Raw genomic sequence first — 25,886 nt, forward strand, 5'->3', positions numbered from 1 at the left:
AGGGTGTTGTAATTTATAATGATTTTATAACATGATTACATCACAAATAACCTTCTCTGATGCATTAAATCATAAACTTTTTCTCCTATTGCTTCTAAGACTTCTTCATTAGTAGCATTTGTTATTGCTTCATCAATTAAATCAACAACAACAATCATATCCTCTTCATTTAAACCACGAGTAGTTACAGCTGAAGTACCAATACGGATACCTGAAGTTACGAAAGGTGATTCTGTATCAAAAGGAACCATATTTTTATTTACAGTAATCTCAGCTTTACCTAAAGCTATTTCAGCGTCTTTACCAGTAATACCTTTATTTCGTAAATCGATTAGCATCATGTGATTATCAGTACCTTTAGAAATAATATCATATCCTTTAGCTACAAAAGCCGCTGCCATTGCTCTGGCATTTTCACGAACCTGTATTTGATACTCTAAAAAACCATCCGTTAATGCTTCACCAAATGCAACTGCTTTAGCAGCAATCACATGCTCTAAAGGCACCTCCTTGATTCCCAGGAAATACTGAAGAGTTTAACAAAATTGACATCTTTTTTGGTTTACCACTTTTTAAAGTTAATCCAAAAGGATTCTCAAAGTCTTGGCCCATCATTATCATTCCACCTCGAGGTCCACGTAATGTTTTGTGTGTAGTTGTAGTTACTATATGACAATGAGGTAAAGGGTCTGATAAAATTCCTTTGGCAATTAAACCAGCTGGATGCGAAATATCAGCCATTAAAATAGCTCCTACACTATCAGCTATCTCTCTAAATTTCTTAAAATCAATATCACGAGAATACGCTGAAGCTCCTGCAATAATTAATTTAGGTTTATGTTCATTAGCTTGTTGCTCTAAATGATTGTAGTCTATTAATCCAGTTTCCTTATCAACACCATAGAATACAGGGTTGTATAATTTTCCTGAAAAGTTAACTGGCGAACCATGGGTTAAATGACCTCCATGAGATAAATCAAAACCTAAAATAGTATCACCAGGATTTAAACAAGTAGCAAACACAGCTGTATTTGCCTGACTACCTGAATGTGGTTGCACATTAACATAAGCAGCTCCAAATAATTCCTTAGCCCTATCAATTGCAATTTGTTCAACAATATCAACTACTTCACATCCTCCATAATACCTTTTACCAGGATATCCTTCTGCGTATTTATTTGTTAAAATTGATCCTTGCGCTTCCATTACTTGCTCACTTACAAAGTTCTCAGAAGCTATTAGCTCCAACCCATTTAACTGACGTTTTTTTTCTTCAGCTATAAGGTCAAAAATTTGATGATCTTTTTGCATTACTATATGTTGTTAAATTTTGTTGCCAAATGTAATCATTTTATCAACAATTTTAATTTGGAATGTAAGTATTTTCACATAATTATAGGGATTAGTTAATTATTGATACTATATTACTCTTTTGTGTACATTTTTTTACATTTTTTACTTTTTAACCTCATTAAAATTCAAAAAAAATATGTAGGTTTGATAAAAAATTAAACAATACAATTAATGGAAATAACCGCAAATAACCCGAATAGAAAATCTTGGTTAACTGTAACAGAAAACTCTGATTTTCCGATTCAAAACATACCTTTTGGTGTTTTTCTTACAAAAGATGATATTATCACAATTGGAACAAGAATTGGTGACTTCGCTATTGATTTAGGTGCCTTACATCAGCTTGGATATTTTGAAGGGATTCCTTTAACCGATGATATTTTTTTGCAAGATACCTTAAATGACTTTATTGCTGATGGTCGTAAAACTTGGCGTTTAGTTCGTAATAGAATTGCTGAAATTTTTGATGTCAAAAACAGTAGTTTAAGAGACAATGCTGAACATAAAGACAAAGTGATTTTTAGAATAGATGAAATAGAAATGCAATTACCTGTTAGTGTAGGTGATTATACTGATTTCTATGCTAGTAAAGAGCATGCTACAAATGTAGGTTCATTATTCAGAGACCCTGAAAATGCTTTATTTCCAAACTGGCTACAAATACCTATCGGTTACCACGGTAGAAGCTCTTCTATTATTCCGTCTGGAACTCCTATAAGAAGACCTGTGGGGCAATCTAGACCTAATGAAGGTGAAATAACACCTAACTTTGGTCCTTCAAAATTATTAGATTTTGAATTAGAAATGGCGTTTATTACTACAGTTGCAAACGATTTAGGTGAAAGAATACCTATTGAAGAAGCTGAAGACTATATTTTTGGATTAGTATTATTCAATGACTGGTCAGCTCGTGATATTCAGGGATGGGAATATGTTCCATTAGGTCCATTTTTAGGTAAAAACTTTGCTTCAACTATATCACCTTGGATTGTTACCTTAGATGCTTTAGAGCCTTTTAGAGTAGAAAACCCTAAACAAGTACATGAACCTTTACCTTACTTACGCAAAGAAGGTAAAGACAGTTACGATATTAATTTACAAATGGCTATTCAACCTGAAGATAAAGAAGAAACTGTTGTTTGTAACTCTAACTTCAAGTACATGTACTGGACTATGGTTCAGCAATTAGCGCATCATACTGTAAATGGTTGCCCTGTTAACGCTGGAGATATGATGGGAAGTGGAACAATTTCAGGTCCAACACAAGATAGTTTTGGATCAATGTTAGAATTAACATGGAGAGGTCAAAATCCTATCAAAATGAATGATGGAAGCGAACGTAAATTTATCAATGATAATGATACTGTTATCATGCGTGGGTATTCAAAAAATGACAAAGTTCGTATTGGCTTTGGAGAATGTATTGGTAAAATTTTACCTGCAATTGAATAAGTTAAAAAATTATTAGATAAAAAAATCCAGTTCGTATTGAACTGGATTTTTTTATTTTATTCCTCTTCTGGTGGTGGATGTCCAAAAATTTGTTCATACACTTCATCAAAATTTGATCGTAAGTAAGCATTTAATTTTTTACGATAATCATCTTGTAACCAATCGATAAAATTATGAGTACTTTTACATATACATTTTGAATACCTAAAAATTCTATCATCTATATCTCCACCTAATTTTTTAGCTAAAATTAGTGCATCAAAAACATCTTCACTGTTTTCAATACATAGCTTTGCATGATGCTCAATAGACTTCTCTAATACTTTTTTTGAAGATTGACCAGATTGTATAGTATCAACATATACTTTCTTTACATCAAAATACAAATCTTTGGAATTAGAAAATTCCTTTTTCACATCGGCAGGAAGCTCATATTTAAATTCGCTTTCAAGTTCTTCATCACTTAATAAATTATCAAGATAAAAGTTAGGTGCTCTAAACATCTTCTGCCAATCTAAATCAGCACCCCAAGGACCAAATCTATGAAAATTATTACCTAAATCTATTACATTAAATTCAGACTTATTAGGTAAAACACGTGATCCTCTACCAATCATTTGATAATATAAAGTTAGTGATTTTGTTGCTCTATTTAATATAATAGACTTCACTGAAGGCTCATCAAAACCTGTAGTTAATATACTTACAGACGTGATAATCGCATTTGGTGTTTTATGAAACCATTTTAAAATAAAATCACGTTCTTTTTTAGTATTTGTATTATCTAAATGAGCAATAGGATATCCTGCTCTTTTAAAGGTATCAAAAACATGTAAAGATGTGTTTATTCCATTATTAAAAATTAAAGTCTTAGTTCCTTTTGCACGTTCTTCATATGCTTGTAATAATTTAGAAAGCATGTCAGAATTTGTATATAAATCTTCAGAAGATTTTACAGTATAATCACCATTTGCACCTACTTCTAATGAAGTTAACCCAACATTATAAGAAAAAACATTTGCTTTTGCTAAATATTCATTTTCTATTAAATTACCAATACTTTCACCATCAATTAATTCATCATAATTGTTCTTCATTGGCAACTTGATGTTAGAACTCAATGGAGTTGCTGTAACACCTAAGACAAACGACTTATTAAAAAACTTAAAAAGTTTAGTAAATGAATTATAATGAGCCTCATCAATAATAACCAATCCTACATCAGATATATCTAACATATCATCATTCAAACGGTTATTCAAAGTTTCAACCATTGCCACAAAACAACTAAAACTACTTTGATCGTCTAAATCTGCTTTGCTATCAATGATTTTATTATCAACCTTGAATTCACTTAACATTTTAGCTGTTTGCTTACACAATTCAATACGGTGCGTCATTATTAACACCTTTTTTTGATAATGCTTTAAATATTGACGGGTAATTTCAGAAAAAATAACTGTCTTTCCTCCTCCTGTTGGTAATTGATACAGTAGGTGATAATTTTCGGGGGCATTTTCAAAACTTTTAAAAATTTTGTGTAACGCTTCCTTTTGATAATCGTATAAATTCTTACCTACAATTGGCTTAGTCGTCGCTGTTTCTTTACTCAATTTTGTACTATTTTGAAGTATGCGAAAATACGACCTATTTAAGTAAATACCAGTAAAAACATTATAAAATTTAAAAACTTTTTAAATCTATGTTAGTAATATCATAATGAGAAGCATAAGCTACAGCCTCTCCTCTTTTTATAATCAGTAGCTGAGGAGACTGATGTATTACCTGAAATTTATAGCCTATTTCATTAGACAACTCACGGTAATTCAATAAATCTAAATAATAAACTTTAAAATCTTTCAAACTTTGATCAAAGCTACTTTCAAAACGTTGGATGACCATTCTACTAATTCCACAACGCGTTGAATGTTTAAAAATTGCTATTGGTTCTTTATTTGATAACACCTCAATTTCCTTAAGTTGATCAATGCTTCGTAAAGGTATCCAATTAACTAAAGATTTTTCTTCTTTATTATCTGATGATGATTTTCCAAAAAATGAATTTAATATTCCCATTATTATTGTTTCGTTTTTCTGTCGATAATAAAACCAGAACCTTTCAATTGTCAAAAAGTCAGTATAAACACCAGATAAAATGCCATTTTGACTTATTACATCTTTTAAAAAGTATTGGTATTAAATTTGACTAGTTCATATAAAAATAAATGATTATGAATTTTAACAATTATACAATAAAATCACAAGAAACTATACAACAGGCGCAACAAATAGCGCAAGAGTATCAACATAATCAAATTGAAAACGAACATATTTTTAAAGCTTTATTTTCAGTTGATGAAAATGTGTTGCCATTTATTTTAAAAAAATTAAATGTTAACATTATTATTGTACAACAAATATTAGACAAACAATTAGATAGTTTTTCTAAAGTTACGGGTGCTAACCTAACACTTTCACCTGAAGCAGGAAAAAGTCTCACAGAAGCTTCTGTTATAGCTAAGAAAATGAATGATGAATATGTTTCTATAGAACATTTAATTTTAGCTATATTTAAATCAAAAAGTCAAATTGCACAAGTATTAAAAGACCAAGGTGTAACTGAAAAAAATCTACAAAATTCTATAGAAGAATTACGTAAAGGAAATAGAGTTACCTCGCAAAACGCTGAAGAAACATATAATTCTTTAAATAAATATGCCAAAAACTTAAACCAACTAGCACAAGACGGAAAATTAGACCCAGTTATTGGAAGAGATGAAGAAATAAGGCGTCTTTTACAAATTCTATCAAGAAGAACGAAAAACAACCCTATATTAGTTGGTGAACCAGGTACAGGTAAAACTGCTATTGCTGAAGGTTTAGCTCACAGGATAATTCGTGGAGATGTTCCTGAAAACCTAAAAGATAAGTTAATTTTCTCATTAGATATGGGAGCCCTAGTTGCAGGTGCTAAATATAAAGGTGAATTTGAAGAACGTTTAAAATCTGTTATCAAAGAAGTAACGACTTCTGAAGGTGATATTGTTTTATTTATTGACGAAATCCACACTTTAGTCGGCGCTGGTGGCGGCCAAGGAGCCATGGATGCAGCTAACATTTTAAAACCAGCTTTAGCACGCGGAGAACTTAGAGCCATTGGGGCTACTACATTAGATGAATATCAAAAATACTTTGAAAAAGACAAAGCATTAGAACGACGTTTTCAAAAAGTATTAGTTGATGAACCTGATACAGAAAGTGCTATTTCTATTTTAAGAGGTATAAAAGATAAATACGAAACACACCATAAAGTACGAATTAAAGACGAGGCAATTATAGGTGCCGTCGAATTATCTCAACGCTATATTACTAATAGGTTTTTACCTGATAAAGCCATCGATTTAATGGATGAAGCTGCATCTAAATTACGTATGGAGATTAATTCTAAACCAGAAGAACTAGATGTTCTTGACCGTAAAATAATGCAATTAGAAATAGAGATTGAAGCTATTAAGCGTGAAAATGATGAAATCAAATTAAAATCATTAAATGCTGACCTAGGTAATATCAAAGAAGAACGCAATGAATTAAATGCTAAATGGCAATCAGAAAAAAACATAGTAGACAATATTCAGCAGTTAAAATCTGATATAGAAAATTATAAACTAGAAGCTGAAAAAGCAGAACGCAATGGTGACTATGGTAAAGTAGCAGAACTTCGATATGGAAAAATCAAGGAAACGCAAGAAAAACTAGACCAACAACAATTAGTATTAGCCAATCAGCAAGAAAACTGCTTAATAAAAGAAGAGGTTAACTACGATGATATTGCTGAAGTTGTTGCTAAATGGACAGGAGTTCCAGTTACTAAAATGCTACAATCTGAACGTGAAAAATTATTAAAATTAGAAGACGAATTACATAAACGTGTTGTAGGTCAAGAAGAAGCTATTGAAGCCGTGTCAGATGCTGTACGCCGCTCAAGAGCTGGCCTACAAAACCCTAATAAACCTATAGGTTCTTTTTTATTCTTAGGAACAACCGGAGTTGGTAAAACTGAACTTGCAAAAGCCCTGGCTGATTACCTATTTGATGATGAAAATGCAATGACTCGAATTGATATGAGTGAATACCAAGAAAAACACTCAGTAAGTAGGTTAGTTGGAGCTCCTCCAGGATATGTTGGCTATGATGAAGGCGGACAATTAACAGAAGCAGTAAGAAGAAAACCGTATTCTGTTGTTCTTTTAGACGAAATTGAAAAAGCACACCCTGATACTTTCAATATATTATTACAGGTATTAGATGAAGGAAGGTTAACTGATAATAAAGGACGAGTTGCTGATTTTAAAAATACAATTATAATTATGACTTCAAATATGGGCGGTCATATAATTCAAGAGAAGTTTGAAAATATGAAAAATGATATTCTTACTTCAATGGAGTTGGCAAAAACAGAAGTTCTTGGTTTATTAAAACAAAGTGTTAGACCTGAGTTTTTAAATAGAATAGATGATATTATTTTGTTTACTCCATTATCTCAAAACAATATTAAACATATTGTGAGACTTCAATTAAATAACGTGAAGCAATTGGTAGCAAAGCAAAATATTACAATCGATGCTACAGATGAAGCCATCAATTATTTAGCAAATAAAGGGTACCAACCAGAATTTGGAGCTCGTCCTGTAAAACGAGTAATACAAAAGGATGTTTTAAATGCCTTATCTAAAGAAATCTTATCTGGAAAACTTACTACTGATAGCATTATTTTATTGGATGCATTTGATGATAAACTTGTTTTTAGAAATCAATCAAATTTAATCGAAACCAATTAAATCAAAAACAAAAAAAGACTAAAACATTAATGTTTTAGTCTTTTTTGCTAATGACCAATAATCAGCAACTAGCAGCAAATATTCGATCAAAAAAATCAAACTACTACTACTTGCATCTAACAAATAACAAGGAATAATAAAAATAAGTTTGCTAAATGTTTTTTTAAGTATAAAAAAAGGTAGCAATGATGCTACCTTTTTTACATTAAGCTATATGCTTTTATAAAATTGCTTTTGCTCCGGCTTCAGCTACTGCATGATCATTTTCAACAGAACTTCCACTTACTCCAATTGCTCCAATTATAGTTCCTTCAGAATTTTTTAAAGGAACTCCTCCTGGAAAAGTTATTAATCCGTTATTTGAATGCTCAATATTATACAAAGAACCACCTGGTTGAGATAATTCACCTATTACCCCTGTGTTCATATCAAAAAAACGTGCTGTTTTTGCTTTTTTTATTGATATGTCTAAAGAACCTAACCATGCATCGTCCATTCTAGCAAACGCAACTAAATTTGCTCCTGCATCAACAACAGCAATATTCATTTTTGTGTTTAACTCCTTAGATTTAGCTTTTGCTACTTTTATAATTTCTTCTGCTTGCTCTAATACTATATTCATTTTGAATTCATTTATATTTATACTGCAAATTTAGTATTAGAATATACATTTTTGTTTACTTTAAAGGGTCAAATAACTTATGAAAAAAGGTCATTTTAACTGAGAAGGACTTATTCCAAATTTTGTTTTAAAAGCACTACTAAAACTAGGAAGATTATTATACCCTAAATCTAAATAAACATCAGACACTTTTAAATCCCCTTTTTCTAAAAGCTCCTTCGCTTTATCTAGACGTTTGTTCCGAAACCACTTCCCAGGAGAAACTTCATATTCTCTAATAAAATTTCTTTTAAAAGTAGACAAACTCATATTGCATAAAAAAGCAATTTCTTCTATTGTTAGTGACGAATATATATTTTTTTCAATGGTAGATTGAAATGCCGATTCTTCTTTAAGTATTAAACTACAAATATAATTTTCAAATAATTCACCGTATTTATTCAGTAAGTATAACAACAGTTCTTCTAATTTTAAAGACAGTAAGTCTACCATAAATCTGGAAGAATTAGTACTTATATTATTTAAAGAATTTAAATAATAACCTAAATAATCATCATTTTCAATTACAAAATAGGGAGCTATACTTTTTGAATTCTCTTTTTTATCAATATGATTTTCAATAAATTTCTTTAATTTATCTTCTGAAAAAAACAAAAGCTTGCAATAGTATACTTCATCTCTATCTAATATTTCGCTCCACAAACAATTTCCTTTTTTTATTAAAATTGATTGTGAATTATCTACTTGTACTTTACTATCAGCAAAATGGACTTGCTTTTTACCTTTCTGTAAAAAGCTAAACATATGCATATTTAAATTTACCTTTGTTTTAATGGCATTATCCACCATTTTTAGATCGTAAACAAAAAGTTCAGGATTTTCTTTCCCTTTAATATAGGAATCGGGTACGTTATCAATAGTAAATTTAGACACTTCTTAAAACCTATAGAAATTAATTAAAAAAGCCTTGCTCATTCATCCAATCATCAGAATAAATTTTATTCATATATCGTGACCCATGATCAGGCAAAATAACTACAACTATACTATCTTCATCAAAATAATTTTTATCAGCATATTGCTGAACCCCCTGTAAAACAGCACCAGAGGTATATCCTGCAAAAATACCTTCAGTTTTAACTAGCTCTCTAGCTTTTAAAGCTGATGTTTTATCTGCTACTTTTTCATAAATATCTATAACATCAAAATCGGTTGATGTAGGAATTAACGTCTTTCCTAATCCCTCAATTTTATAAGGACTAATTTCATTGGTATCAAATTCACCTGTTTCATGGTATTTTTTAAGCACTGACCCTATGGCATCAACTCCTAAGATTTTAATCTCAGGATTTTTCTCTTTTAAAAACTGTCCAGTACCTGAAATTGTCCCTCCTGTTCCACTGGCAGCTACTAAATGAGTTATTTTACCTTTTGTTTGCTCCCATATCTCTGGACCTGTACTTACATAATGAGCCTCAATATTTAGTTCATTAAAATACTGATTAATATATATAGAACCAGGGTTTTCTTTGTGTAATCTTTTTGCTACTTCATAATAAGAACGAGGATCATCAGCTGCTACATTAGCTGGACAAATATGAACTTCTGCTCCCATAGCTTTTAACATATCAATTTTATCTTGAGATGATTTATCACTAACCGCCAAAATACATCTATATCCTTTTACAATACTTATCATTGCTAAGGAAAAACCTGTATTTCCCGATGTAGTCTCTACTATTATATCTCCTTTCTTAACAATCCCTTTTTTCTCCGCTGATTCTATAATATGAAGTGCAATCCTATCTTTAGCTGAATGCCCTGGATTAAAAGCTTCTACCTTAGCATAATGCTTTCCTGGGATGTTTTTTGTTATACTGTGTAATTCTACTAATGGTGTTTCTCCTACTAAATCTAAAATTGTATTGGTAATACCAGCGTGTCTCATTCTTATCTAATATAAAAGGCGTCATTACAAGAATATTTGACGAAATTTAAGATTTACTATGTTTTCTCGTAATGACGCCCTACTCTTTCCGAGGGCAAAAATAAAACTATTTTTCTAACTTTTGCTCTAACATTAAAAAGAACGTATATTCTTCGGCTAATTCTTTTAAAGCATCAAACCTCCCTGAAGCACCTCCATGCCCTGCTTCCATATTTGTATGCAAAAACAACATGTTTGAATCTGTTTTAACCTCTCTTAGTTTTGCTACCCATTTGGCCGGTTCCCAATACTGTACTTGACTATCATGTAAACCAGTAGTAATTAGCATATTTGGGTACTCTTTTGCTGCTACTTGATCATATGGTGAATATGACTTTATGTAATCATAATACTCCTTATCATTAGGGTTTCCCCACTCATCGTATTCACCAGTAGTTAAAGGAATACTGTCATCTAACATTGTTGAGATAACATCAACAAAAGGAACAGCTGCAATAATTCCATTATACAACTCAGGGTTCATATTAACAATAGCTCCCATCAACAAACCTCCAGCAGAACCTCCCATTGCATATAAATGCTTTGGAGAAGTATACCCGTTATCAATTAAGTACTTTGAGCAATCAATAAAATCAGTGAATGTATTTTTCTTTTTCAACATTTTACCATCTTCATACCATTCACGCCCTAAATACTGACTTCCTCTAACATGCGCTAATGCATATACAAAACCTCTATCAAGTAAACTTAAACGTGTCGTTGAAAAACCATCTGGTATCGTATACCCGTATGATCCATAAGCATACTGTAATACTGGTGTATTTTCATCTATTTTAGTACCTATATGATGTACTATAGATAAAACTACTTTTTCACCATCACGGGTTGTAACCCAAATACGTTTACTTATATAATTCTTCTTATTAAAAGTTCCTCCTAAAACTTCTTGCTCTTTTTTAATATTCTTCGATTGATTTTTCATATTGAAATCAATTATAGAATTTGGAGTTGTCATTGAATTATAAGAATAACGAATGACATCTGTATCAAAATCAGGATTTGAATATACATCAGCAGAATATGTTTCTTCTTCAAAAGGTAAATAATAATCAGAAGTATTATCCCACCTCTTTATTCTAATTTTATTTAACCCTTCATTTCTTTCTTCAAGAACAAGATACTCTTTAAAAATAGAAAAATCTTCAAATAAAGTATCTTCCCTATGTGGTATTACATCTACCCAGTTTTCTTTTAACGTTTTCTTTTCAGGAGTTCTCATTAATTTAAAATTAATAGCTCCATCTTTATTAGTTTTTATGTAAAAGTGATCTTCATAATGTGCTATATCATATTCTAAATTTCTTTCGCGTGGTTGAATCACTTTAAACTCTCCATCAGGGTTATCAGCTTCTAGCACTTGATATTCAGAAGAAACAGTATTATAAGAACCTATTACTATATATTTTTTTGATTTTGTTTTAGTTACAAAAGTCCCGAAAGTTTCATCCTTTTCTTCAAACACTAACACATCATCTTTAGAATCAGCTCCTAAAACATGCTTATATATTTGAGAACTTCGAAGAGTTACAGGGTCTTTTTTAGTGTAGTATAAAGTTTTATTATCATTAGCCCATACAGAGCCTCCTGTAGTATTTTCAATTTTATCAGAATAAATTTCTCCTGTTTCTAAATTTTTAATCTGAATAGTATATTGACGCCTACTAACTGTATCAACAGCAAAAGTTGTCAACGTATTATCTGGAGATATACTTAACCCACCCAACTGAAAATACTCATATCCTTTTGCCTCATCATTTACATTAAACATAACCTCTTCCTTAGCCTCTAAATTTTCTTTTTTGCGGCTAAAAATAGGGTATTGCTGTCCTTTTTCATATCGAGTTATATAAAAATACCCATTACTTTTATAAGGAACAGACTCATCATCTTCTTTTATTCTTCCCTTCATTTCTTGAAACAACTGTTCTTGAAAATCATTGGTTTCTTCAGTCATTTTATTATAGAAGTCATTCTCTGCATTCAAATAATCATATACTTTTTGAGTTTGAGCGTCTTTAACTTCAGCATTTTTTTGCTCATCTGTTAAACGCATCCAAAAGTAATTATCTTCTCTAATATCACCATGTTTTTCTAACTTAGTTAATTGCTTATCAGCTACTGGTGCTTTAATATCTATTTTCATTGTATCATTTTTGCGGGATGCAAAAATAAGACTAAAAGCCATAGGAGATAGCATTATTTTTTTCATTTTTATTTAAGAGATTAAATTTCTTATGAAAATACTACATTTGTTATTCAATAAATATGTAAATAATAAATCAATGTTTGGAGATATTTCTGGTATGATGGGCAAACTAAAAGAAGCCCAAGAAAAAGTAGAAGAAACAAAAAAAAGATTAAATACTGTTTTAATCGATGAAGCTGTTGCTAATGATAATTTAAAAGTTACCGTAACAGCCAATAGAGAAATTAAAGCTATTACAATTAATGAAAGCTTACTTGAAGATCGTGAAGAACTAGAAGATTATTTAATTCTAGCATTAAATAAGGCTTTACAAAGAGCTAGTGAAATAAATGAACAAGAATTAGCCATTGCTGCTAAAACTGGTATGCCTAATATTCCAGGAATGGATATGTTTAAATAAAGAAAATGTTTTTAAAATTAGAAGATTACATGCTACCATGTCTGAATAAAAAAATTTTCGGACTGGATTGTTTAGGATGTGGATTTCAAAGAGCTATAGTATTTCTTTTGAAAGGTGAATTTTTGGCTGCTTTTAAAATATATCCAGCAATCTATTCCTTATTATTTTTTTTAGTGTATATCCTTCTAAATTTTAAATTCAAGTATAACAATTCTCAAAAAACAATTCGCTTCTTACTAATATTAAACACAATATTAATCGTAGGAAACTTTATATTAAAAATACTATAAACTATGGAATCTAAACAATTACAATACGGACCTCTTATTTATATTTTGGCTATTGTAGGACTTCCTTTATGTTGCTGTGCAGGAATTGGTATTATACCTTCTGGTATTGCTTTTTATATTGCACATACTGAGCTAAAAAAATACTATAATAACCCAGATTTATATACGAATCAAGATAGCATCTACACTGGTAAAATAATTGCTTTAGTAATTTTAATTATTAATGTTTTATATTTAACCTATACTGCTTATCAAATTTACACTATAGGTTGGGATAATATCATGGAGCAATCACGACAAATGATGGAACAATACGAACAATAAAAATCAGAAAATAAAATTAAAAAAGCTACGCCATTTTTGTGTTCAAAAAGGCGTAGCTTTTTTAATTTCAACTATTTTTTACTCTAAGTATTTGAATACTTAAAGATAAACTCTTAGCACCTAAAATTGTTAATTAAAACAATTCTATTTCTAAATATAAATAATTTAAAACTCTTATTTTCGCCGTTCTCCCCCAAAAAACCACAATTAATTTAGAGCACTTAAAGCGCACGAATGGACAACGAAAAAAACTGGCTACATTATTACAAAAACAGTTTATTTGATAGTGAAAACTTGGCTATTGACATATCAAGAATCAAAAATCTATTTCATCAAAATAATGCTGATTTAAGCACAGCCCTTTTGAACCCAAAACAAGCTAATGAATTATTAGATGTAGAAGAAAGAAGAATAAATAGATTAAAAGGTATCAGTAAAAAAGACAATCCTAAATGGCATGAGGTAAGTGAAACTGAAATTCTTATTGCTCCATTTCATTTACAATATCAAACAGATAACCCAAATTTTAAACAGCGGACAATATATCCTTTTTGGATTGCTGCCAAGGTAGATCGATCAGGAAACTTATCAGCTCCTAATGACATATTCCCTCTGGTAGTCCGTAACTATCTTGACCCTATTGCCGATGTAAAAAATGATTTTATCTTTTCTTCATTAGACACTGTTATGATGGCTAGAGATATTGAACAACCTGAACCTAGTTATGGAAATGAATTAATAGGATGGGATGATTATTGGACATATGTAAATGAAATTTTTTCAGAAATAACTTATAGCAACTTATCTAATTATAGAAAAGAAAGATATACCACTGAATATAAACTTACTTATTTTGCAATAAGCTCAAAAATTTCTACGGCAAAAAGTATTTTATTCTTATACCAAAACCTATTAAACGAAACAGAAGAGTTACCTGTATTATCAAAAATAATAAACCCACTAAATAGAACAAGAAAAGCACCAATAACTAATTATGATTTTTTAAATTATAATCATTTGCATTTAGGACAAATGTCAAATGAATTTCCTTTATCAATAAGTCAGCGTAAAACTTTATTGTCATACTTAACAGCGGAAAAGAACTCAGTTACAGCTGTAAATCGGACCTCCAGGAACAGGAAAAACTACATTGTTACAAAGTTTAGTTGCTACTGAAGTTGTTAAAGCTGCCATTAAAGGAGAGGAAGCTCCTATTATATTAGCCTGTTCTAATAACAACCAAGCTGTTACTAATATTATAGATAGTTTTATTAACTCAGAAAGTAACATGGGAGAATTAGCTGAACGTTGGGTTCCTGATTTCAATGGATATGCAACCTACTTACCTTCCAACTCAAAAAGTGTAAAACATTTAAAGAATATTAATTTTTTAAAAGGTAATTTATTTGGTCATGAAGGTACTTTATGTGACTTAGAAAATGATAAATACGTTTACGAAGCTGAATATTATTTTTTAACAAAATACAATAATTATTTTGGAGTAGAAACAAACTCTTTAGAAGATGCCTGTATGCATTTACAGGAAGAAATAATCAATATTGAAAATCATCTTATTGACAGTGTAAATTTTTCTAGTGACTACCTAAATTACATTGATAAAATCAATAAGATTCTAGTAAATAAAGAAGATTTTATTGAGAAAAACACCTTTAAAATATCAAAGCTACAAGAATGGAGAACTCTTTTTACTGAGCTTAAATCATATTCTAACGATCCTGATTTTATTAATAAAATAAAAAAATATTTTTTCGTTGTTTCTCCTTCTAAGGAAACAACTTCAGAAAACTCAGAGTATTCTTTTAAAACTACTGAAGAAAATCTTTCAAGTAATGCATCTACTTTAGCCTTCATCAAAGATTGTATTTACAATCTGAATATGGTGCTACAAGCAAACTTAAAGTTAAACAACTGGAAACTTCAAAATAATATTCAAGGATACCCTTTTGTTTCTGAAGAAAAAATGTGGGATTATGAGTATGAAAAAGCAAAAAATAAAGATAAAACACATCGCTTTTTTTATGATGAAATTGACTTAGGATTACGACATAGTGCTTTTTTATTAGCCACTCATTACTGGGAAGCTCGCTGGTTACTTGAAACAATTGATGTTATTGAAAATGATACAGAAAAAGGAACTGGTGAAAATGTAATTAAAGCTAAGTGGAAAAGAAGAGCAATGCTTACTCCTTGTTTCGTAGCTACTTTTTACATGGCTCCTTCGCATTTTTTATATAGTCAATTTCAAGGTGAGAACGAAGAAGGTAAACCAATTTTTGAATACCTTCCGCTATATAATTTTTTAGACTTACTAATTATTGATGAGGCAGGGCAAGTAACCCCTGAGGTAAGCATTCCTGTTTTTTCGCTAGCTCAAAAAGCTTTTGTTGTTGGTGACTTAAAACAAATTGAACCTATTTGGTCTATTCCTCCCAAAATTGATGTTGGAAATTTAACATCACTAAATATCATTGCAGAAGAAAAAGAAAATGAACACTTGCACGAACTTGGTTTTTTAGCTTCCAGTGGCAGTATTATGAAAATGGCTCAAAATGCTTGTGAATTTGAAACTTCTATAGCCTCCAAAAAAGAAACTGGCTTAATACTACTAGAACATAGAAGATGTAATGATGAAATTATAAACTTTTGTAATGAATTAGCTTATGAAGGTATTTTAAAACCTATGAAAGGTAAAGCAAAAGAAGATCAGATATTTCAATCAATGATGGCTTATCATGTTGATGGCATTAGTGAGCGTAAATATAACAGTAGATGTAATTTAAATGAAGTAAAAGCAATTATTACTTGGTTACAACAAAATAAAGAAGCTATACAAGAAGCTTATAATGTAACCTCCATTGAAAGTATATTAGGGATTATCACTCCATTTGCGAGTCAAAAAGGGGAACTCTCTAAAGCATTAATAGAAGCCGGTTTTAAAGTGAGTAAGATAAAACTTGGAACAGTACATGCTTTACAAGGAGCAGAACGCAATATTATATTATTTAGTTCTGTGTATAGTAATGAAGACGAAGGAACCATGTTTTTCGATAAAGACAACAAACCCAATATGTTAAATGTAGCTGTATCAAGAGCCAAAGACAGCTTTATTTTATTTGGCGATACAAGAATTTTTGATGAAACAAAAAACACTCCTTCTGGAGTGTTAAAAAAACATTTAAATATTTTAGAAATGGCTAATTAAGTCAATAAAAAAAGGAGTAGTTTACACTACTCCTTTTTTTGTACAAAGTTTAAAAATATTATTTTTTAAATTCTGAAATTGTTTTCTTTATAATAGAAATACAATCCATTAACTGCTCTTCATTCATTACTAATGGTGGTGCAAAACGAATAATATTTCCATGGGTAGGCTTTGCTAATAAACCGTTATCACGTAATTTTATACAGATATCCCAAGCAGTAGAACTGTCTTCAGTATCATTAATTAAAATAGCATTCAATAAACCTTTACCTCTAACAGATTTTACTAAATCAGTTTGGTTTGCAAATTCAGATAATTCAGCTCTAAAAATCTTACCTAAGCGTTCAGCATTTTCTTCTAAACTTTCCTCTTTAACAACCTCTAATGCAGCTATAGCTACAGCTGCAGCTACAGGATTTCCTCCAAAAGTAGAACCATGATTACCAGGCTTAATAACATTCATAACCACATCATTTGCCAATACTCCTGAAACTGGATATGCTCCACCACTCAAAGCTTTACCTAAAATTAAAATATCAGGCTTTACATTCTCATGATCAACGGCTAACATTTTACCAGTTCTAGCAATTCCTGTTTGTACTTCATCTGCAATAAAAAGTACATTGTGTTTTTCGCATAAAGCTTTAGCTGCTGCTAAATAGCCTTCAGATGGAACGTATACACCTGCTTCACCTTGAATAGGCTCTACTAAAAAACCAGCTACATTACTTTCTTTCTCTAAAGCTTCTTCTAAAGCTTTCAAATTATCGTATTCAATTTTGATAAACCCATTAGTAAAAGGACCAAAATTCTTACGAGCTACAGGATCATTCGAAAAAGAAATAATTGTTGTTGTACGTCCATGAAAATTATTTTGACAAACAATAATTTGAGCCTCATTTTCGTTAATTCCTTTTACCTCATAAGCCCATTTTCTAGACAATTTTAAAGCTGTTTCCACAGCTTCTGCACCTGTATTCATTGGTAATAATTTATCAAAACCAAAAAGCTCAGTAGCAAATTTTTCATATTTACCTAACATGTCATTATAAAATGCACGAGATGTTAGTGTTAATGTTTGTGCTTGGTTCACCATTGCCCCAACAATCTTTGGATGACAATGTCCTTGGTTTACTGCTGAATAAGCTGATAAAAAGTCGTAATACTTTTTCCCTTCAACATCCCATACATGCACACCTTCTCCTCTACTCAAAACTACTGGTAGTGGGTGGTAATTATGTGCTCCATACTTGTTTTCTAAATCGATCGCTTGTTGCGAAGTTAATTGGTCTAAAACAGCCATTTTTAATAATTTTAATTTTATAAAATAACCATTCCTTATCTACCTTTATCCTTTCGAAGAATTTCGAAAATTCAGCGTGGGAAAGAAATCATCCCTAATAAAACAAAAGTACTAAATTTAAATCTAAGCTAAAATGAATATCATCATTTTTCATCTGCTTTGCTATTTATTAGCTATTTGGTTCTTTAATTACTTGAATACATAAACATAATTAGTCTTGAGCAAAGCTAAAAACACAACAACTTAAAAACCATCTTTAAAAAGATAGTTTTTAACTTTTAAGAAACGGTTTCATTAATTAAGATCAAAACGAACACCTAAAGATATATTTCGAGTATTGGAATCTTTAAATAAAGGATTTAAATCATATTTAGCATACAAACCGATACCTTCATAAGCAAGATATGTGCTTAATCCATAATTAACAGTATTCATATTAAAATCACCTTTTTGTAACTCTTCTACACGTATTGATTCATTATTTTTAAACTCTAAATATTGTCTTGTACCTAATTTAAAGCCAAAAAAACCTCCAACTCCAAATCTGATTCCATTATGAGTTTTATCAACTATTCTATCATCTGACAGTTTTTTGTTTTTTGAAAAATCAAATTCTAAATGCATTGGAAAGGTCATTTGAACATGCCTTAGTCTACTTTCTGACAACGATTTAACATGCCTCTCTAAAACTGTAATGTCATTATTTACAACATGATACTGATTATTTTTAGCTCTTAAGTTATTCCATAAAAAAGACAATCCATATTTAAAATATAATTTAGATGCTTCTTTACTAAATCTTGTTTTAAATGTAAAGCCTAATTCATAAAAATGTGATTGCCAAAATTTGTATTGCGAATTATTTAAAGAGTTAAACTTATTATTTTCTAACACATTATTTACCCCTAAAGCAAATACAAATTGTGTTGTTGTTCTTTTATTGAACTTTTTCTTTTTCTTTCTTTTATTTTTTCCTTCAAAAACAATAAAATCGTTATCAAAAACTCGGATAGAGAAAGAATCATCCTCTTCAGAACTAGCTATTTTCCCATTCGTTTTATCCTGCACTAACTCTTGAAGTTTGTATTCTTGTAAACTTACCTTTACTTCAATTTGCTTTGCATGATAATTAGCTGCCTCGCTTTTCTGCAACAAAGCTTCTTCTTTTGTTATCTTATTTTCTTTTAATTTATTGTTTATTAATTTAATTTTTTGCTTTAATGAGTCTTTTTGTTGTTTAGTAATTTTATCAATTTTTTTTGATATTTTACTTACCTCTTTTTCAAAAGTTCTTTCTTGAGAAAAGGCAATAGTTGTAGTAAACAACACTAATATTAGTATTATTCTAATCATTTGTTTTATTTTAAGATATTAAAAAATTAAGCTAATTATTATCTGATAAGCCTTAAGTTTTATTTATTTCTATCAGCGACAGCCACAGCAATATCAGATATTTTAAGTTTTATTTTATGCATAAAACTTCCTTTAAACTGATCATTAATTAAGTCATTTTCTACTTCTGCTAAAATTATTTCCGGATTAATTTTAAGGTTTGACTTTCTTAATTCTCTTTCAATTGTATTAATAATTTTATTTCTATTTAATTTGTGTTTAGCATAGTATTTTTTTACTTCATCAACGTTATGTGTTACAGCAAATAATAAATCTTTACCACTAACTTTTATTCTATTTTTTTCTTTACCTACTTTACTATTTTCATTTTTAGCTACTAGGGTTTCAATTTTAACCTCTTTTTCTGTATAAATTTTGATTAAATTTTCTTTATTATTTTTTGTTTTCGCTACTTTTTCAACACGAATTATTTTTTTATTTTCTACTTTACTTTTAGGTATAGAGATATACACTTTTTTAGCTATCTGGATTTTTTCTTCTTTAATTATTTCATCTATAGTCTTTAATGTATCAATTTGTAAGGTTTCTAATTTAGTATTAACTAAAATTGGTTTTATTTTTTCCTTTGAGTTAAATATAAAATAAGAAAAACCAATACTTAACAATAATAACATACTAGCAGCATAATTGAAATAAACTTTCTTTTTGTTGTTGATTTCATACTGTCTGTCATCAAGCTGAGTACTTAGACGCTCCCATGCAGAATTTGAATGAGGAATTTCTCGACTATCAAGCTTACTTTTGATTATTTTATCTATTTTATCTTCCTTCATTTTCTAACGTATTCATTTTAATGTAATTTGTCTGCAACCATTTCCTGGCTTTAAATAACTGTGATTTTGATGTATTTTCAGATATTTTTAATTTTTTGGCTATTTCAGAATGCTTATACCCTTCTATTGCATATAAATTAAAAACTACTTTATATCCATTTGGTAAGCTATCTATCAATTTTTGAATATCATCTACACTCGTACTTTCTAAGCTATCAATCGAATGTCCATCAAAAACATATTCCTTATCTGTAAGCTCTAAATCTTTACTCTTCTTTAGGTATGTTAAACATGTATTTACCATTATTTTACGAATCCAACCTTCAAAACTTCCTTGAAATTTGAATTTACCAATGTTAGTAAAAACCTTAAAAAATCCTGATAACATCATTTCTTCTGCATGGTAGTCATCTTTAACATACTGTCTGCATACACCCAACATTTTAGGAGAATACTTTTCAAATATTTTCTTTTGAGCTTCCCTATCTTGCTTACAAGCTTTTTTTATGAGCTTTGAAGTAGTGTTATGTAATGATATTACTTTCAATTCAGTTACAAATAATTTGTGCTTTCAAATATAGAGACGATCATAAAATAAAAATGGTTGCCTACAAAAATAAAAACTCTCAAATTTATTTTTAAAAATAGAGAGTTTTCATTAAAATTATAAAAAAACATTAAGACGACTAATTTCTTTTCATACTATATATCAAAAAGTTGTAACCCCAAAAAACAAAACTGATTAACAAGTTTTTTAATTTAAAATAAATTTTAAACTTCTTTTTATTCTTCAATAATATTATTAAGATATTTGCATAATTAAATTTAATCCATGAATTTTATTCTATATATAATTTCTTACCCTTTTCTTTGGTTACTTTCAAGACTACCTATACGTGTGTTATATATAATTTCTGATTTTTTTTACTTCTTATTATATTATGTAGTTGGTTATAGAAAAAAAGTAGTAAAAAACAACTTAAAATTAGTTTTCCCTTCAAAAAGGGATTCAGAAATAGAGCAACTTTCAAAACAATTTTTCAGGCATCTAACTGACTTAATGATTGAAAGTATCAAATCTTTTTCTATCAGTGAGAAAGAAATCTTAAAACGTTACAAATACAAAAACCCTGAACTTATAAATAATTTAGCTAAACAGGGGAAAAGTATTGCTTTGGTTGGTGCACATAAAGCTAATTGGGAGTGGATTGTTAGTTTACCCTTTGTTTTAGATATTGATGTTTATGGTTCATATACTAAACTTGCGAATCCTTATTTTGAGAAAAAAATAAAAAAAGCTAGATCTAGATTTGGGTTTATAGGAATAAAAACTTCTGAAACTGTTAAAAAAATTCACTTAAATAATCTGAAGAAAAAACAAGGACTATACATATTATTGAGCGACCAATCTCCTATGGTGCATAAATCTCATTATTGGAAAGAATTTTTTGGTGTAAAAGTTCCAATTCATACCGGAGCTGAAATGCTTGCTAAGAAATATAATTTTGCTGTAGTTTATTACAATACTATCAAAATTAAAAGAGGGTATTATGAAAGTGAATTTACACTAATTACCGATACTCCTAAAGACTATGAAAAGTTTAAAATAATGGACGAATACCTATCAATTACTGAAAAGGTGATAAAAGAACAACCTGCCTATTACTTGTGGTCTCATAAACGATTTAAGCATAAAGATAAATACGATCAATGGTTAAATTCAAGAAAAAAATAAACTATCATTTTACATAAATTTTATCTATACTACTTTTTATTAATAAGTTAGTTAAATTGCAGGCTGGCTACTCAACCTACTCTTCATTAAATTCTATAGCAATCCACTTAAAAAATAAAACACCACTCTATCTTATAAAAAGTTTGATTTAAGAAAAGTTTTTTATAACTTTATGAACTTAAAACAAAACCTACTACCCCGTAACCATGAGAAACTTTTCAAAAGCTTTTCTCGTTTTTTTATGTTGGGCTATTTTAGCTCTATTTCTATACGACCGTAATGAAAATTTCGAAAGCGTAGAAATAAATGAGACTGCTTTAGAAAATAAAAGTCCAAATGTATTAAATAAAAAAACTGACACTTTAAAAAAGCAACTAGCGAAAGAACCTAAGGTTCCTGAAATAGAACAAGTTAAAAAAAAACTAAACGATGTTCCTTTAGTTTTTAAACACAAATTCATAACTAACTCATCACATACACGCGTACTTCTTCCTAAAAAATTTTATTATTTTAAAGATTCTATTTTTAATTTTTTAAACAATAACTCTAATAAAGAAATACTCATAAATGCATCTTATAAAGTAAATGAAATACTATCAGATAAAACTAATTTTGGTATAGCAAGAGCTAATAATCTCAAAAATAAATTAGTTAAATATGGTATAAACCCAAATAAAATAACCACTAAAGCAACGATAAAAGAATATAAATACGATAAGGAAGGATATTATGCTGATGGCGTAAGTATATACGTTAAAAATATTTCTGAAAGCAAACGTGCTTCTATAGACAAAGAAATCATCAATAAAACATTATACATTCCTTTTAGAAAAAGTAGCTTTGAGCCAACCAAAGTTTTATTAACTTACACTTATGAAATTAAGAATTACCTTAAAAATCATATGTCTGAAAAAATAACTATAATTGGACATACTGACAACCAAGGTGATAGTACTACCAATCAGCTAATTGGTTTAGAAAGAGCTAATTTTGTTGCTAAATATTTTACTAAAAATGGTATAGATAAGGCAAAAATTAGTACGCTATCAAAAGGAGAAACTTCTCCTATAACAAACAATAAAACAATACAAGCTAGAAAAATAAATAGAAGAATTGAAGTAATAATTAATTAACCTCCCCTTAAACATGATTTTATTTTTAACAACCAAAACATCACATTTACTTGAATTCTTTTTTTGGATGTTAGGTTCCTTTTTAATTGGTTATGTATTTTCTTGGTATTATTTCAAGAATAAATATAAATCAGAACTAAACAAAAGCTCAGAAACAATAACAGAGCTAAGAAATGAAATGCAATCTACCATCCGTGCAAAAAAAACTGTTGAAAGAGGTGGTATAGAAATTAAAAAACCCAAAGAGCTAGACTTTAACAAAATTGGAGTTGCTACTGAAAAAAACAAAGACGATTTAACACAAATTAAAGGAGTTGGTAGTTTCATTGAAACTAAACTTAATAGTATAGGTATATATACCTATAAACAAATTAGTAATCTTACTAATGAAGATATAATCACAATAACTGATTTAATTCAGTTTTTCCCAGGAAGAATTGTTCGTGATAATTGGAAAGGGCAAGCTAAAGCTTTAATTGACATTGAGAAATAGCTACTTCCCTAATAATATATTTATTAGGGGAACTATAATAATTTTAAAATATAAATTGTATTTAAATTAAACATTGTTTGAATTCAAATAACGTTTAATTTCATTCGTATTTTTTCATCTCTTCATCATAAAACTCACCTGCTTTATCCATTAAATCAGCCAATTCAGTAGCTACATCCTCTTCTTTTTCACCAGTTAAATCTTCAAACCACTCTATAGTATCATCCTTTAAATTAATTAAAAAACGAGGATATTCTGTATGTAACACAAAAATATCTTCAGGATGATTGCTATTATCTGCTAACAAAAATTTAGGTAAGTTCATTATTTTTTATCAATTTTAAAGTTAAATAATTAAATCGTAAATATAATAGAATTGAAGCCGTTGTTAACCCTCCAAGCAAGCCAAGCCAAATTCCAAAACTACCATACATATTTTCTTTCCCTAAAAAATAACTAATAGGAAAACCAATAATCCAATAGGAAATAAAAGTTATTACTGTAGGAATTTTAACATCTTGTAAACCTCTCAAAGCTCCCAATACCATAACTTGTATACTATCACTAATTTGAAAAAAAGCTGCTGCTATTAATAAATTTGAAGCTAACTTTAATACCTCCATGTTATCGGCATAATTTTTCACATCACTTGAGTCCATATACAAATGCGGTAAATATTCATGTAAGGCAAAAAATAGAACACAGAAACCAACGGCTAAAATTGTTCCTAACAAAAATATAGAAAAAGCTATTCGTCTTAATTCATTATACTTTTGTAATCCTTTTTGATTGCCCACTCTAATCATTGAGGTCACTCCTAGTCCCATAGCAACCATAAATGTCATTGATGAAAGATTTAAAGCAATCTGATTAGCTGCTTGCGGGTTTTTACCTAATAAACCACTTAACCATATCGCAGCAGTAAAAATAGCTACTTCAAAAAACATTTGCATAGCACTTGGTGCTCCTAAATTTATGATTTTTCGAAGCATTAAGCTATCTAGCACAAATAATTTGATATTTGTTACAAGCTTATTTGAACGTTTATTCTTAGTCAACAACCACCATAAATAAGCCACCATTATGAACCTCGATAACAAAGTTCCGTATGCAGCACCAACAATTCCCATTGCTGGAAAGCCAAATTTCCCAAAAATTAATACATAATTTAATAAAACATTAGAAACATTTGCTAATAAGGTTGCATACATGGGATATTTAGTCATTGACATTCCGTCACTAAATTGTTTAAACCCTTGAAAAATAATCATAGGAATTAACGAAAAAGCCACTAAATCTAGATAAGGTATTGCTAAATCAACCACTTCAGTGGGTTGTTTCATAAAGTAAAGTAATGGTTTAGAAAAAAACACTCCTAAAAACATTAAAACTCCCATACTTATACACAAAAACAATCCATGTTTGAATGTTGACTTTGCTTTATCAAAATTATTTGATGAATCTGCTTCTGCTATCAACGGAGTTATAGCTGTAGAAAAACCAATTCCTAACGACATTGCTATAAACATAAAACTATTCCCTAATGATACCGCAGCCAATTCAGCAGTTCCTAATTGACCTACCATTATGTTATCTACAAAACTAACAAAAGTGTGCCCTAACATTCCTAACATTACTGGTGCTGCAAGTTTCCAATTATAACTAAACTCAGATGTATATTGCTTAAAATTCAATTTATTTTACCCTATTATTTGTAATCTGCGAAGATACTTCTTTTTAAAGGTCTAAATATTTTATTGCCTCCATTTTTTAAATTATTTAACTACCTTTGAAGTCTGATTAAATTTGTAAAAAAATGGCAAAAATAACATTACAAGGTAATCCTTTAGAAACTACTGGAAACTTACCAAATACGAACACTAAAGCACCTGATTTTAAATTAGTAGCAGGAGACTTATCAGAAAAAAAATTAAGTGACTTTTCTGGAAATAAACTAATTTTAAATATATTTCCAAGTGTAGATACTGGTACTTGTGCTACTTCTGTAAGAGAATTCAATAAAAAAGCAGCTGGTTTAGAAAACACCAAAGTTTTATGTATATCAAGAGATTTACCTTTTGCACAAGGACGTTTTTGTGGTGCTGAAGGTATTGAAAATGTTGTTATGTTATCAGATTTCCCTACTGGTGACTTTGGTAAACAATATGGGTTAGAAATAGCAAATCGGACCATTAAAAAGCTTGCACTCTCGTTGTATCGTAGTTATTAATGAAGAAGGAAATGTAACTTATACTGAACAAGTAAATGAAGTAGTTGATGAACCTAATTATGAAGCTGCCTTAAAAGCATTATAGTACTA

General features: G+C 29.6%; 22 protein-coding genes and 2 pseudogenes. 11 read left to right on the forward strand and 13 right to left on the reverse strand.

From position 1 onward, the window contains the following. Positions 1-35 precede the first annotated feature (35 nt). A pseudogene (gene glyA / locus ACMFBB_RS02435) lies at positions 36-1,311 on the reverse strand (serine hydroxymethyltransferase). A gap of 213 nt (positions 1,312-1,524) precedes the next feature. Here glyA and fahA point away from each other — a divergent pair. Then, positions 1,525-2,805, forward strand: a complete 1,281-nt coding sequence (gene fahA, locus ACMFBB_RS02440; RefSeq protein WP_435262875.1) for a fumarylacetoacetase — start codon at positions 1,525-1,527, stop codon at positions 2,803-2,805. A gap of 56 nt (positions 2,806-2,861) precedes the next feature. Here fahA and ACMFBB_RS02445 read toward each other — a convergent pair whose 3' ends face one another. Together ACMFBB_RS02445 and ytxJ are read right to left on the reverse strand one after the other, a co-directional pair. Next, positions 2,862-4,418 (reverse strand): DEAD/DEAH box helicase, encoded by a 1,557-nt coding sequence (locus ACMFBB_RS02445; protein ID WP_435262876.1) that lies wholly within the window; start codon positions 4,416-4,418, stop codon positions 2,862-2,864. Positions 4,419-4,488: 70 nt separating this feature from the next. Next, a complete protein-coding gene (ytxJ, locus tag ACMFBB_RS02450) occupies positions 4,489-4,881 on the reverse strand; it encodes a bacillithiol system redox-active protein YtxJ (RefSeq protein WP_435262877.1) in 393 nt (130 codons plus the stop codon). A gap of 155 nt (positions 4,882-5,036) precedes the next feature. On the opposite strand from ytxJ, the gene clpB reads away from it, so the two are divergent. Next, positions 5,037-7,643: an ATP-dependent chaperone ClpB gene (gene clpB / locus ACMFBB_RS02455; protein WP_435262878.1), complete on the forward strand. Its 2,607-nt coding sequence runs from the start codon at positions 5,037-5,039 to the stop codon at positions 7,641-7,643. Positions 7,644-7,863: 220 nt separating this feature from the next. Here clpB and ACMFBB_RS02460 read toward each other — a convergent pair whose 3' ends face one another. The 4 genes from ACMFBB_RS02460 to ACMFBB_RS02475 form a co-directional block, all read right to left on the reverse strand. Next, entirely contained in the window at positions 7,864-8,265 is a 402-nt protein-coding gene (locus ACMFBB_RS02460) for a GlcG/HbpS family heme-binding protein (protein ID WP_435262879.1), read from the reverse strand. Between the two features lie 90 nt (positions 8,266-8,355). Continuing rightward, positions 8,356-9,198 carry a helix-turn-helix domain-containing protein gene (locus ACMFBB_RS02465; RefSeq protein WP_435262880.1) on the reverse strand — a complete coding sequence of 281 codons (843 nt, stop codon included), beginning with the start codon at positions 9,196-9,198 and terminating at the stop codon, positions 8,356-8,358. A 19-nt stretch (positions 9,199-9,217) separates the two neighbouring features. Next, complete coding sequence (locus ACMFBB_RS02470) at positions 9,218-10,213, reverse strand: PLP-dependent cysteine synthase family protein (protein WP_435262881.1); 996 nt, start codon at positions 10,211-10,213, stop codon at positions 9,218-9,220. A 106-nt stretch (positions 10,214-10,319) separates the two neighbouring features. Beyond that, complete coding sequence (locus tag ACMFBB_RS02475; RefSeq protein WP_435262882.1) at positions 10,320-12,482, reverse strand: S9 family peptidase; 2,163 nt, start codon at positions 12,480-12,482, stop codon at positions 10,320-10,322. A gap of 73 nt (positions 12,483-12,555) precedes the next feature. On the opposite strand from ACMFBB_RS02475, the gene ACMFBB_RS02480 reads away from it, so the two are divergent. From ACMFBB_RS02480 to ACMFBB_RS02500, 5 genes are all read left to right on the forward strand, one after another. Further along, entirely contained in the window at positions 12,556-12,879 is a 324-nt protein-coding gene (locus ACMFBB_RS02480; RefSeq protein ID WP_435264263.1) for a YbaB/EbfC family nucleoid-associated protein, read from the forward strand. Positions 12,880-12,908: 29 nt separating this feature from the next. Beyond that, positions 12,909-13,169 carry a DUF2752 domain-containing protein gene (locus tag ACMFBB_RS02485; RefSeq protein ID WP_435264264.1) on the forward strand — a complete coding sequence of 87 codons (261 nt, stop codon included), beginning with the start codon at positions 12,909-12,911 and terminating at the stop codon, positions 13,167-13,169. 3 nt (positions 13,170-13,172) lie between these two features. Then, positions 13,173-13,493 (forward strand): CCC motif membrane protein, encoded by a 321-nt coding sequence (locus tag ACMFBB_RS02490; RefSeq protein WP_435262883.1) that lies wholly within the window; start codon positions 13,173-13,175, stop codon positions 13,491-13,493. Positions 13,494-13,727: 234 nt separating this feature from the next. Then, entirely contained in the window at positions 13,728-14,669 is a 942-nt protein-coding gene (locus tag ACMFBB_RS02495; RefSeq protein ID WP_435262884.1) for a hypothetical protein, read from the forward strand. Then, entirely contained in the window at positions 14,644-16,716 is a 2,073-nt protein-coding gene (locus tag ACMFBB_RS02500; protein WP_435262885.1) for a DEAD/DEAH box helicase, read from the forward strand. Before ACMFBB_RS02495 ends, ACMFBB_RS02500 begins: the two co-directional genes overlap by 26 nt. 58 nt (positions 16,717-16,774) lie before the next feature. On the opposite strand, the gene rocD is transcribed toward ACMFBB_RS02500, so the two are convergent. The 4 genes from rocD to ACMFBB_RS02520 form a co-directional block, all read right to left on the reverse strand. After that, positions 16,775-18,019: an ornithine--oxo-acid transaminase gene (gene rocD / locus ACMFBB_RS02505; protein WP_435262886.1), complete on the reverse strand. Its 1,245-nt coding sequence runs from the start codon at positions 18,017-18,019 to the stop codon at positions 16,775-16,777. Positions 18,020-18,313: 294 nt separating this feature from the next. Next, positions 18,314-19,372 carry a hypothetical protein gene (locus ACMFBB_RS02510; RefSeq protein WP_435262887.1) on the reverse strand — a complete coding sequence of 353 codons (1,059 nt, stop codon included), beginning with the start codon at positions 19,370-19,372 and terminating at the stop codon, positions 18,314-18,316. A 59-nt stretch (positions 19,373-19,431) separates the two neighbouring features. Continuing rightward, positions 19,432-20,205 (reverse strand): hypothetical protein, encoded by a 774-nt coding sequence (locus tag ACMFBB_RS02515; RefSeq protein WP_435262888.1) that lies wholly within the window; start codon positions 20,203-20,205, stop codon positions 19,432-19,434. Further along, a complete protein-coding gene (locus tag ACMFBB_RS02520) occupies positions 20,192-20,752 on the reverse strand; it encodes an RNA polymerase sigma factor (protein ID WP_435262889.1) in 561 nt (186 codons plus the stop codon). The genes ACMFBB_RS02515 and ACMFBB_RS02520 overlap by 14 nt, the downstream gene beginning before the upstream one ends. Before the next feature lie 285 nt (positions 20,753-21,037). On the opposite strand from ACMFBB_RS02520, the gene ACMFBB_RS02525 reads away from it, so the two are divergent. The 3 genes from ACMFBB_RS02525 (at position 21,038) to ACMFBB_RS02535 (ending at position 23,566) form a co-directional block, all read left to right on the forward strand. Continuing rightward, positions 21,038-21,940 (forward strand): lysophospholipid acyltransferase family protein, encoded by a 903-nt coding sequence (locus ACMFBB_RS02525; protein WP_435262890.1) that lies wholly within the window; start codon positions 21,038-21,040, stop codon positions 21,938-21,940. A gap of 206 nt (positions 21,941-22,146) precedes the next feature. Beyond that, positions 22,147-23,073, forward strand: a complete 927-nt coding sequence (locus ACMFBB_RS02530; protein ID WP_435262891.1) for an OmpA family protein — start codon at positions 22,147-22,149, stop codon at positions 23,071-23,073. Positions 23,074-23,086: 13 nt separating this feature from the next. Next, positions 23,087-23,566 (forward strand): hypothetical protein, encoded by a 480-nt coding sequence (locus ACMFBB_RS02535; RefSeq protein WP_435262892.1) that lies wholly within the window; start codon positions 23,087-23,089, stop codon positions 23,564-23,566. 100 nt (positions 23,567-23,666) lie between these two features. On the opposite strand, the gene ACMFBB_RS02540 is transcribed toward ACMFBB_RS02535, so the two are convergent. Both ACMFBB_RS02540 and ACMFBB_RS02545 read right to left on the reverse strand, forming a co-directional pair. Further along, positions 23,667-23,891: a hypothetical protein gene (locus tag ACMFBB_RS02540; RefSeq protein ID WP_435262893.1), complete on the reverse strand. Its 225-nt coding sequence runs from the start codon at positions 23,889-23,891 to the stop codon at positions 23,667-23,669. Beyond that, a complete protein-coding gene (locus ACMFBB_RS02545) occupies positions 23,878-25,260 on the reverse strand; it encodes an MATE family efflux transporter (protein WP_435262894.1) in 1,383 nt (460 codons plus the stop codon). The genes ACMFBB_RS02540 and ACMFBB_RS02545 overlap by 14 nt, the downstream gene beginning before the upstream one ends. Before the next feature lie 122 nt (positions 25,261-25,382). Between ACMFBB_RS02545 and tpx the strand changes: the two are divergent. Further along, a pseudogene (tpx, locus tag ACMFBB_RS02550) lies at positions 25,383-25,881 on the forward strand (thiol peroxidase). The last annotated feature ends 5 nt before the right edge of the window (positions 25,882-25,886 follow it).

Origin of the sequence: Tenacibaculum sp. nBUS_03 (assembly GCF_051201695.1) — a bacterium.
In the GTDB taxonomy this organism is placed as follows: Bacteria; Bacteroidota; Bacteroidia; order Flavobacteriales; family Flavobacteriaceae; genus Polaribacter.

What these genes read in the sequence shown, in the direction of transcription:
- clpB (WP_435262878.1), top strand. Translation starts at nt 5,037, where the DNA reads ATGAATTTTAACAATTATACAATAAAATCACAAGAAACTATACAACAG.
- fahA (WP_435262875.1), top strand. Translation starts at nt 1,525, where the DNA reads ATGGAAATAACCGCAAATAACCCGAATAGAAAATCTTGGTTAACTGTA.
- ACMFBB_RS02540 (WP_435262893.1), bottom strand. Translation starts at nt 23,891, where the DNA reads ATGAACTTACCTAAATTTTTGTTAGCAGATAATAGCAATCATCCTGAA.
- ytxJ (WP_435262877.1), bottom strand. Translation starts at nt 4,881, where the DNA reads ATGGGAATATTAAATTCATTTTTTGGAAAATCATCATCAGATAATAAA.
- ACMFBB_RS02460 (WP_435262879.1), bottom strand. Translation starts at nt 8,265, where the DNA reads ATGAATATAGTATTAGAGCAAGCAGAAGAAATTATAAAAGTAGCAAAA.
- ACMFBB_RS02480 (WP_435264263.1), top strand. Translation starts at nt 12,556, where the DNA reads ATGTTTGGAGATATTTCTGGTATGATGGGCAAACTAAAAGAAGCCCAA.
- ACMFBB_RS02485 (WP_435264264.1), top strand. Translation starts at nt 12,909, where the DNA reads ATGCTACCATGTCTGAATAAAAAAATTTTCGGACTGGATTGTTTAGGA.
- ACMFBB_RS02515 (WP_435262888.1), bottom strand. Translation starts at nt 20,205, where the DNA reads ATGAAGGAAGATAAAATAGATAAAATAATCAAAAGTAAGCTTGATAGT.
- ACMFBB_RS02535 (WP_435262892.1), top strand. Translation starts at nt 23,087, where the DNA reads ATGATTTTATTTTTAACAACCAAAACATCACATTTACTTGAATTCTTT.
- rocD (WP_435262886.1), bottom strand. Translation starts at nt 18,019, where the DNA reads ATGGCTGTTTTAGACCAATTAACTTCGCAACAAGCGATCGATTTAGAA.
- ACMFBB_RS02530 (WP_435262891.1), top strand. Translation starts at nt 22,147, where the DNA reads ATGAGAAACTTTTCAAAAGCTTTTCTCGTTTTTTTATGTTGGGCTATT.
- ACMFBB_RS02490 (WP_435262883.1), top strand. Translation starts at nt 13,173, where the DNA reads ATGGAATCTAAACAATTACAATACGGACCTCTTATTTATATTTTGGCT.
- ACMFBB_RS02510 (WP_435262887.1), bottom strand. Translation starts at nt 19,372, where the DNA reads ATGATTAGAATAATACTAATATTAGTGTTGTTTACTACAACTATTGCC.
- ACMFBB_RS02470 (WP_435262881.1), bottom strand. Translation starts at nt 10,213, where the DNA reads ATGAGACACGCTGGTATTACCAATACAATTTTAGATTTAGTAGGAGAA.
- ACMFBB_RS02495 (WP_435262884.1), top strand. Translation starts at nt 13,728, where the DNA reads ATGGACAACGAAAAAAACTGGCTACATTATTACAAAAACAGTTTATTT.
- ACMFBB_RS02475 (WP_435262882.1), bottom strand. Translation starts at nt 12,482, where the DNA reads ATGAAAAAAATAATGCTATCTCCTATGGCTTTTAGTCTTATTTTTGCA.
- ACMFBB_RS02525 (WP_435262890.1), top strand. Translation starts at nt 21,038, where the DNA reads ATGAATTTTATTCTATATATAATTTCTTACCCTTTTCTTTGGTTACTT.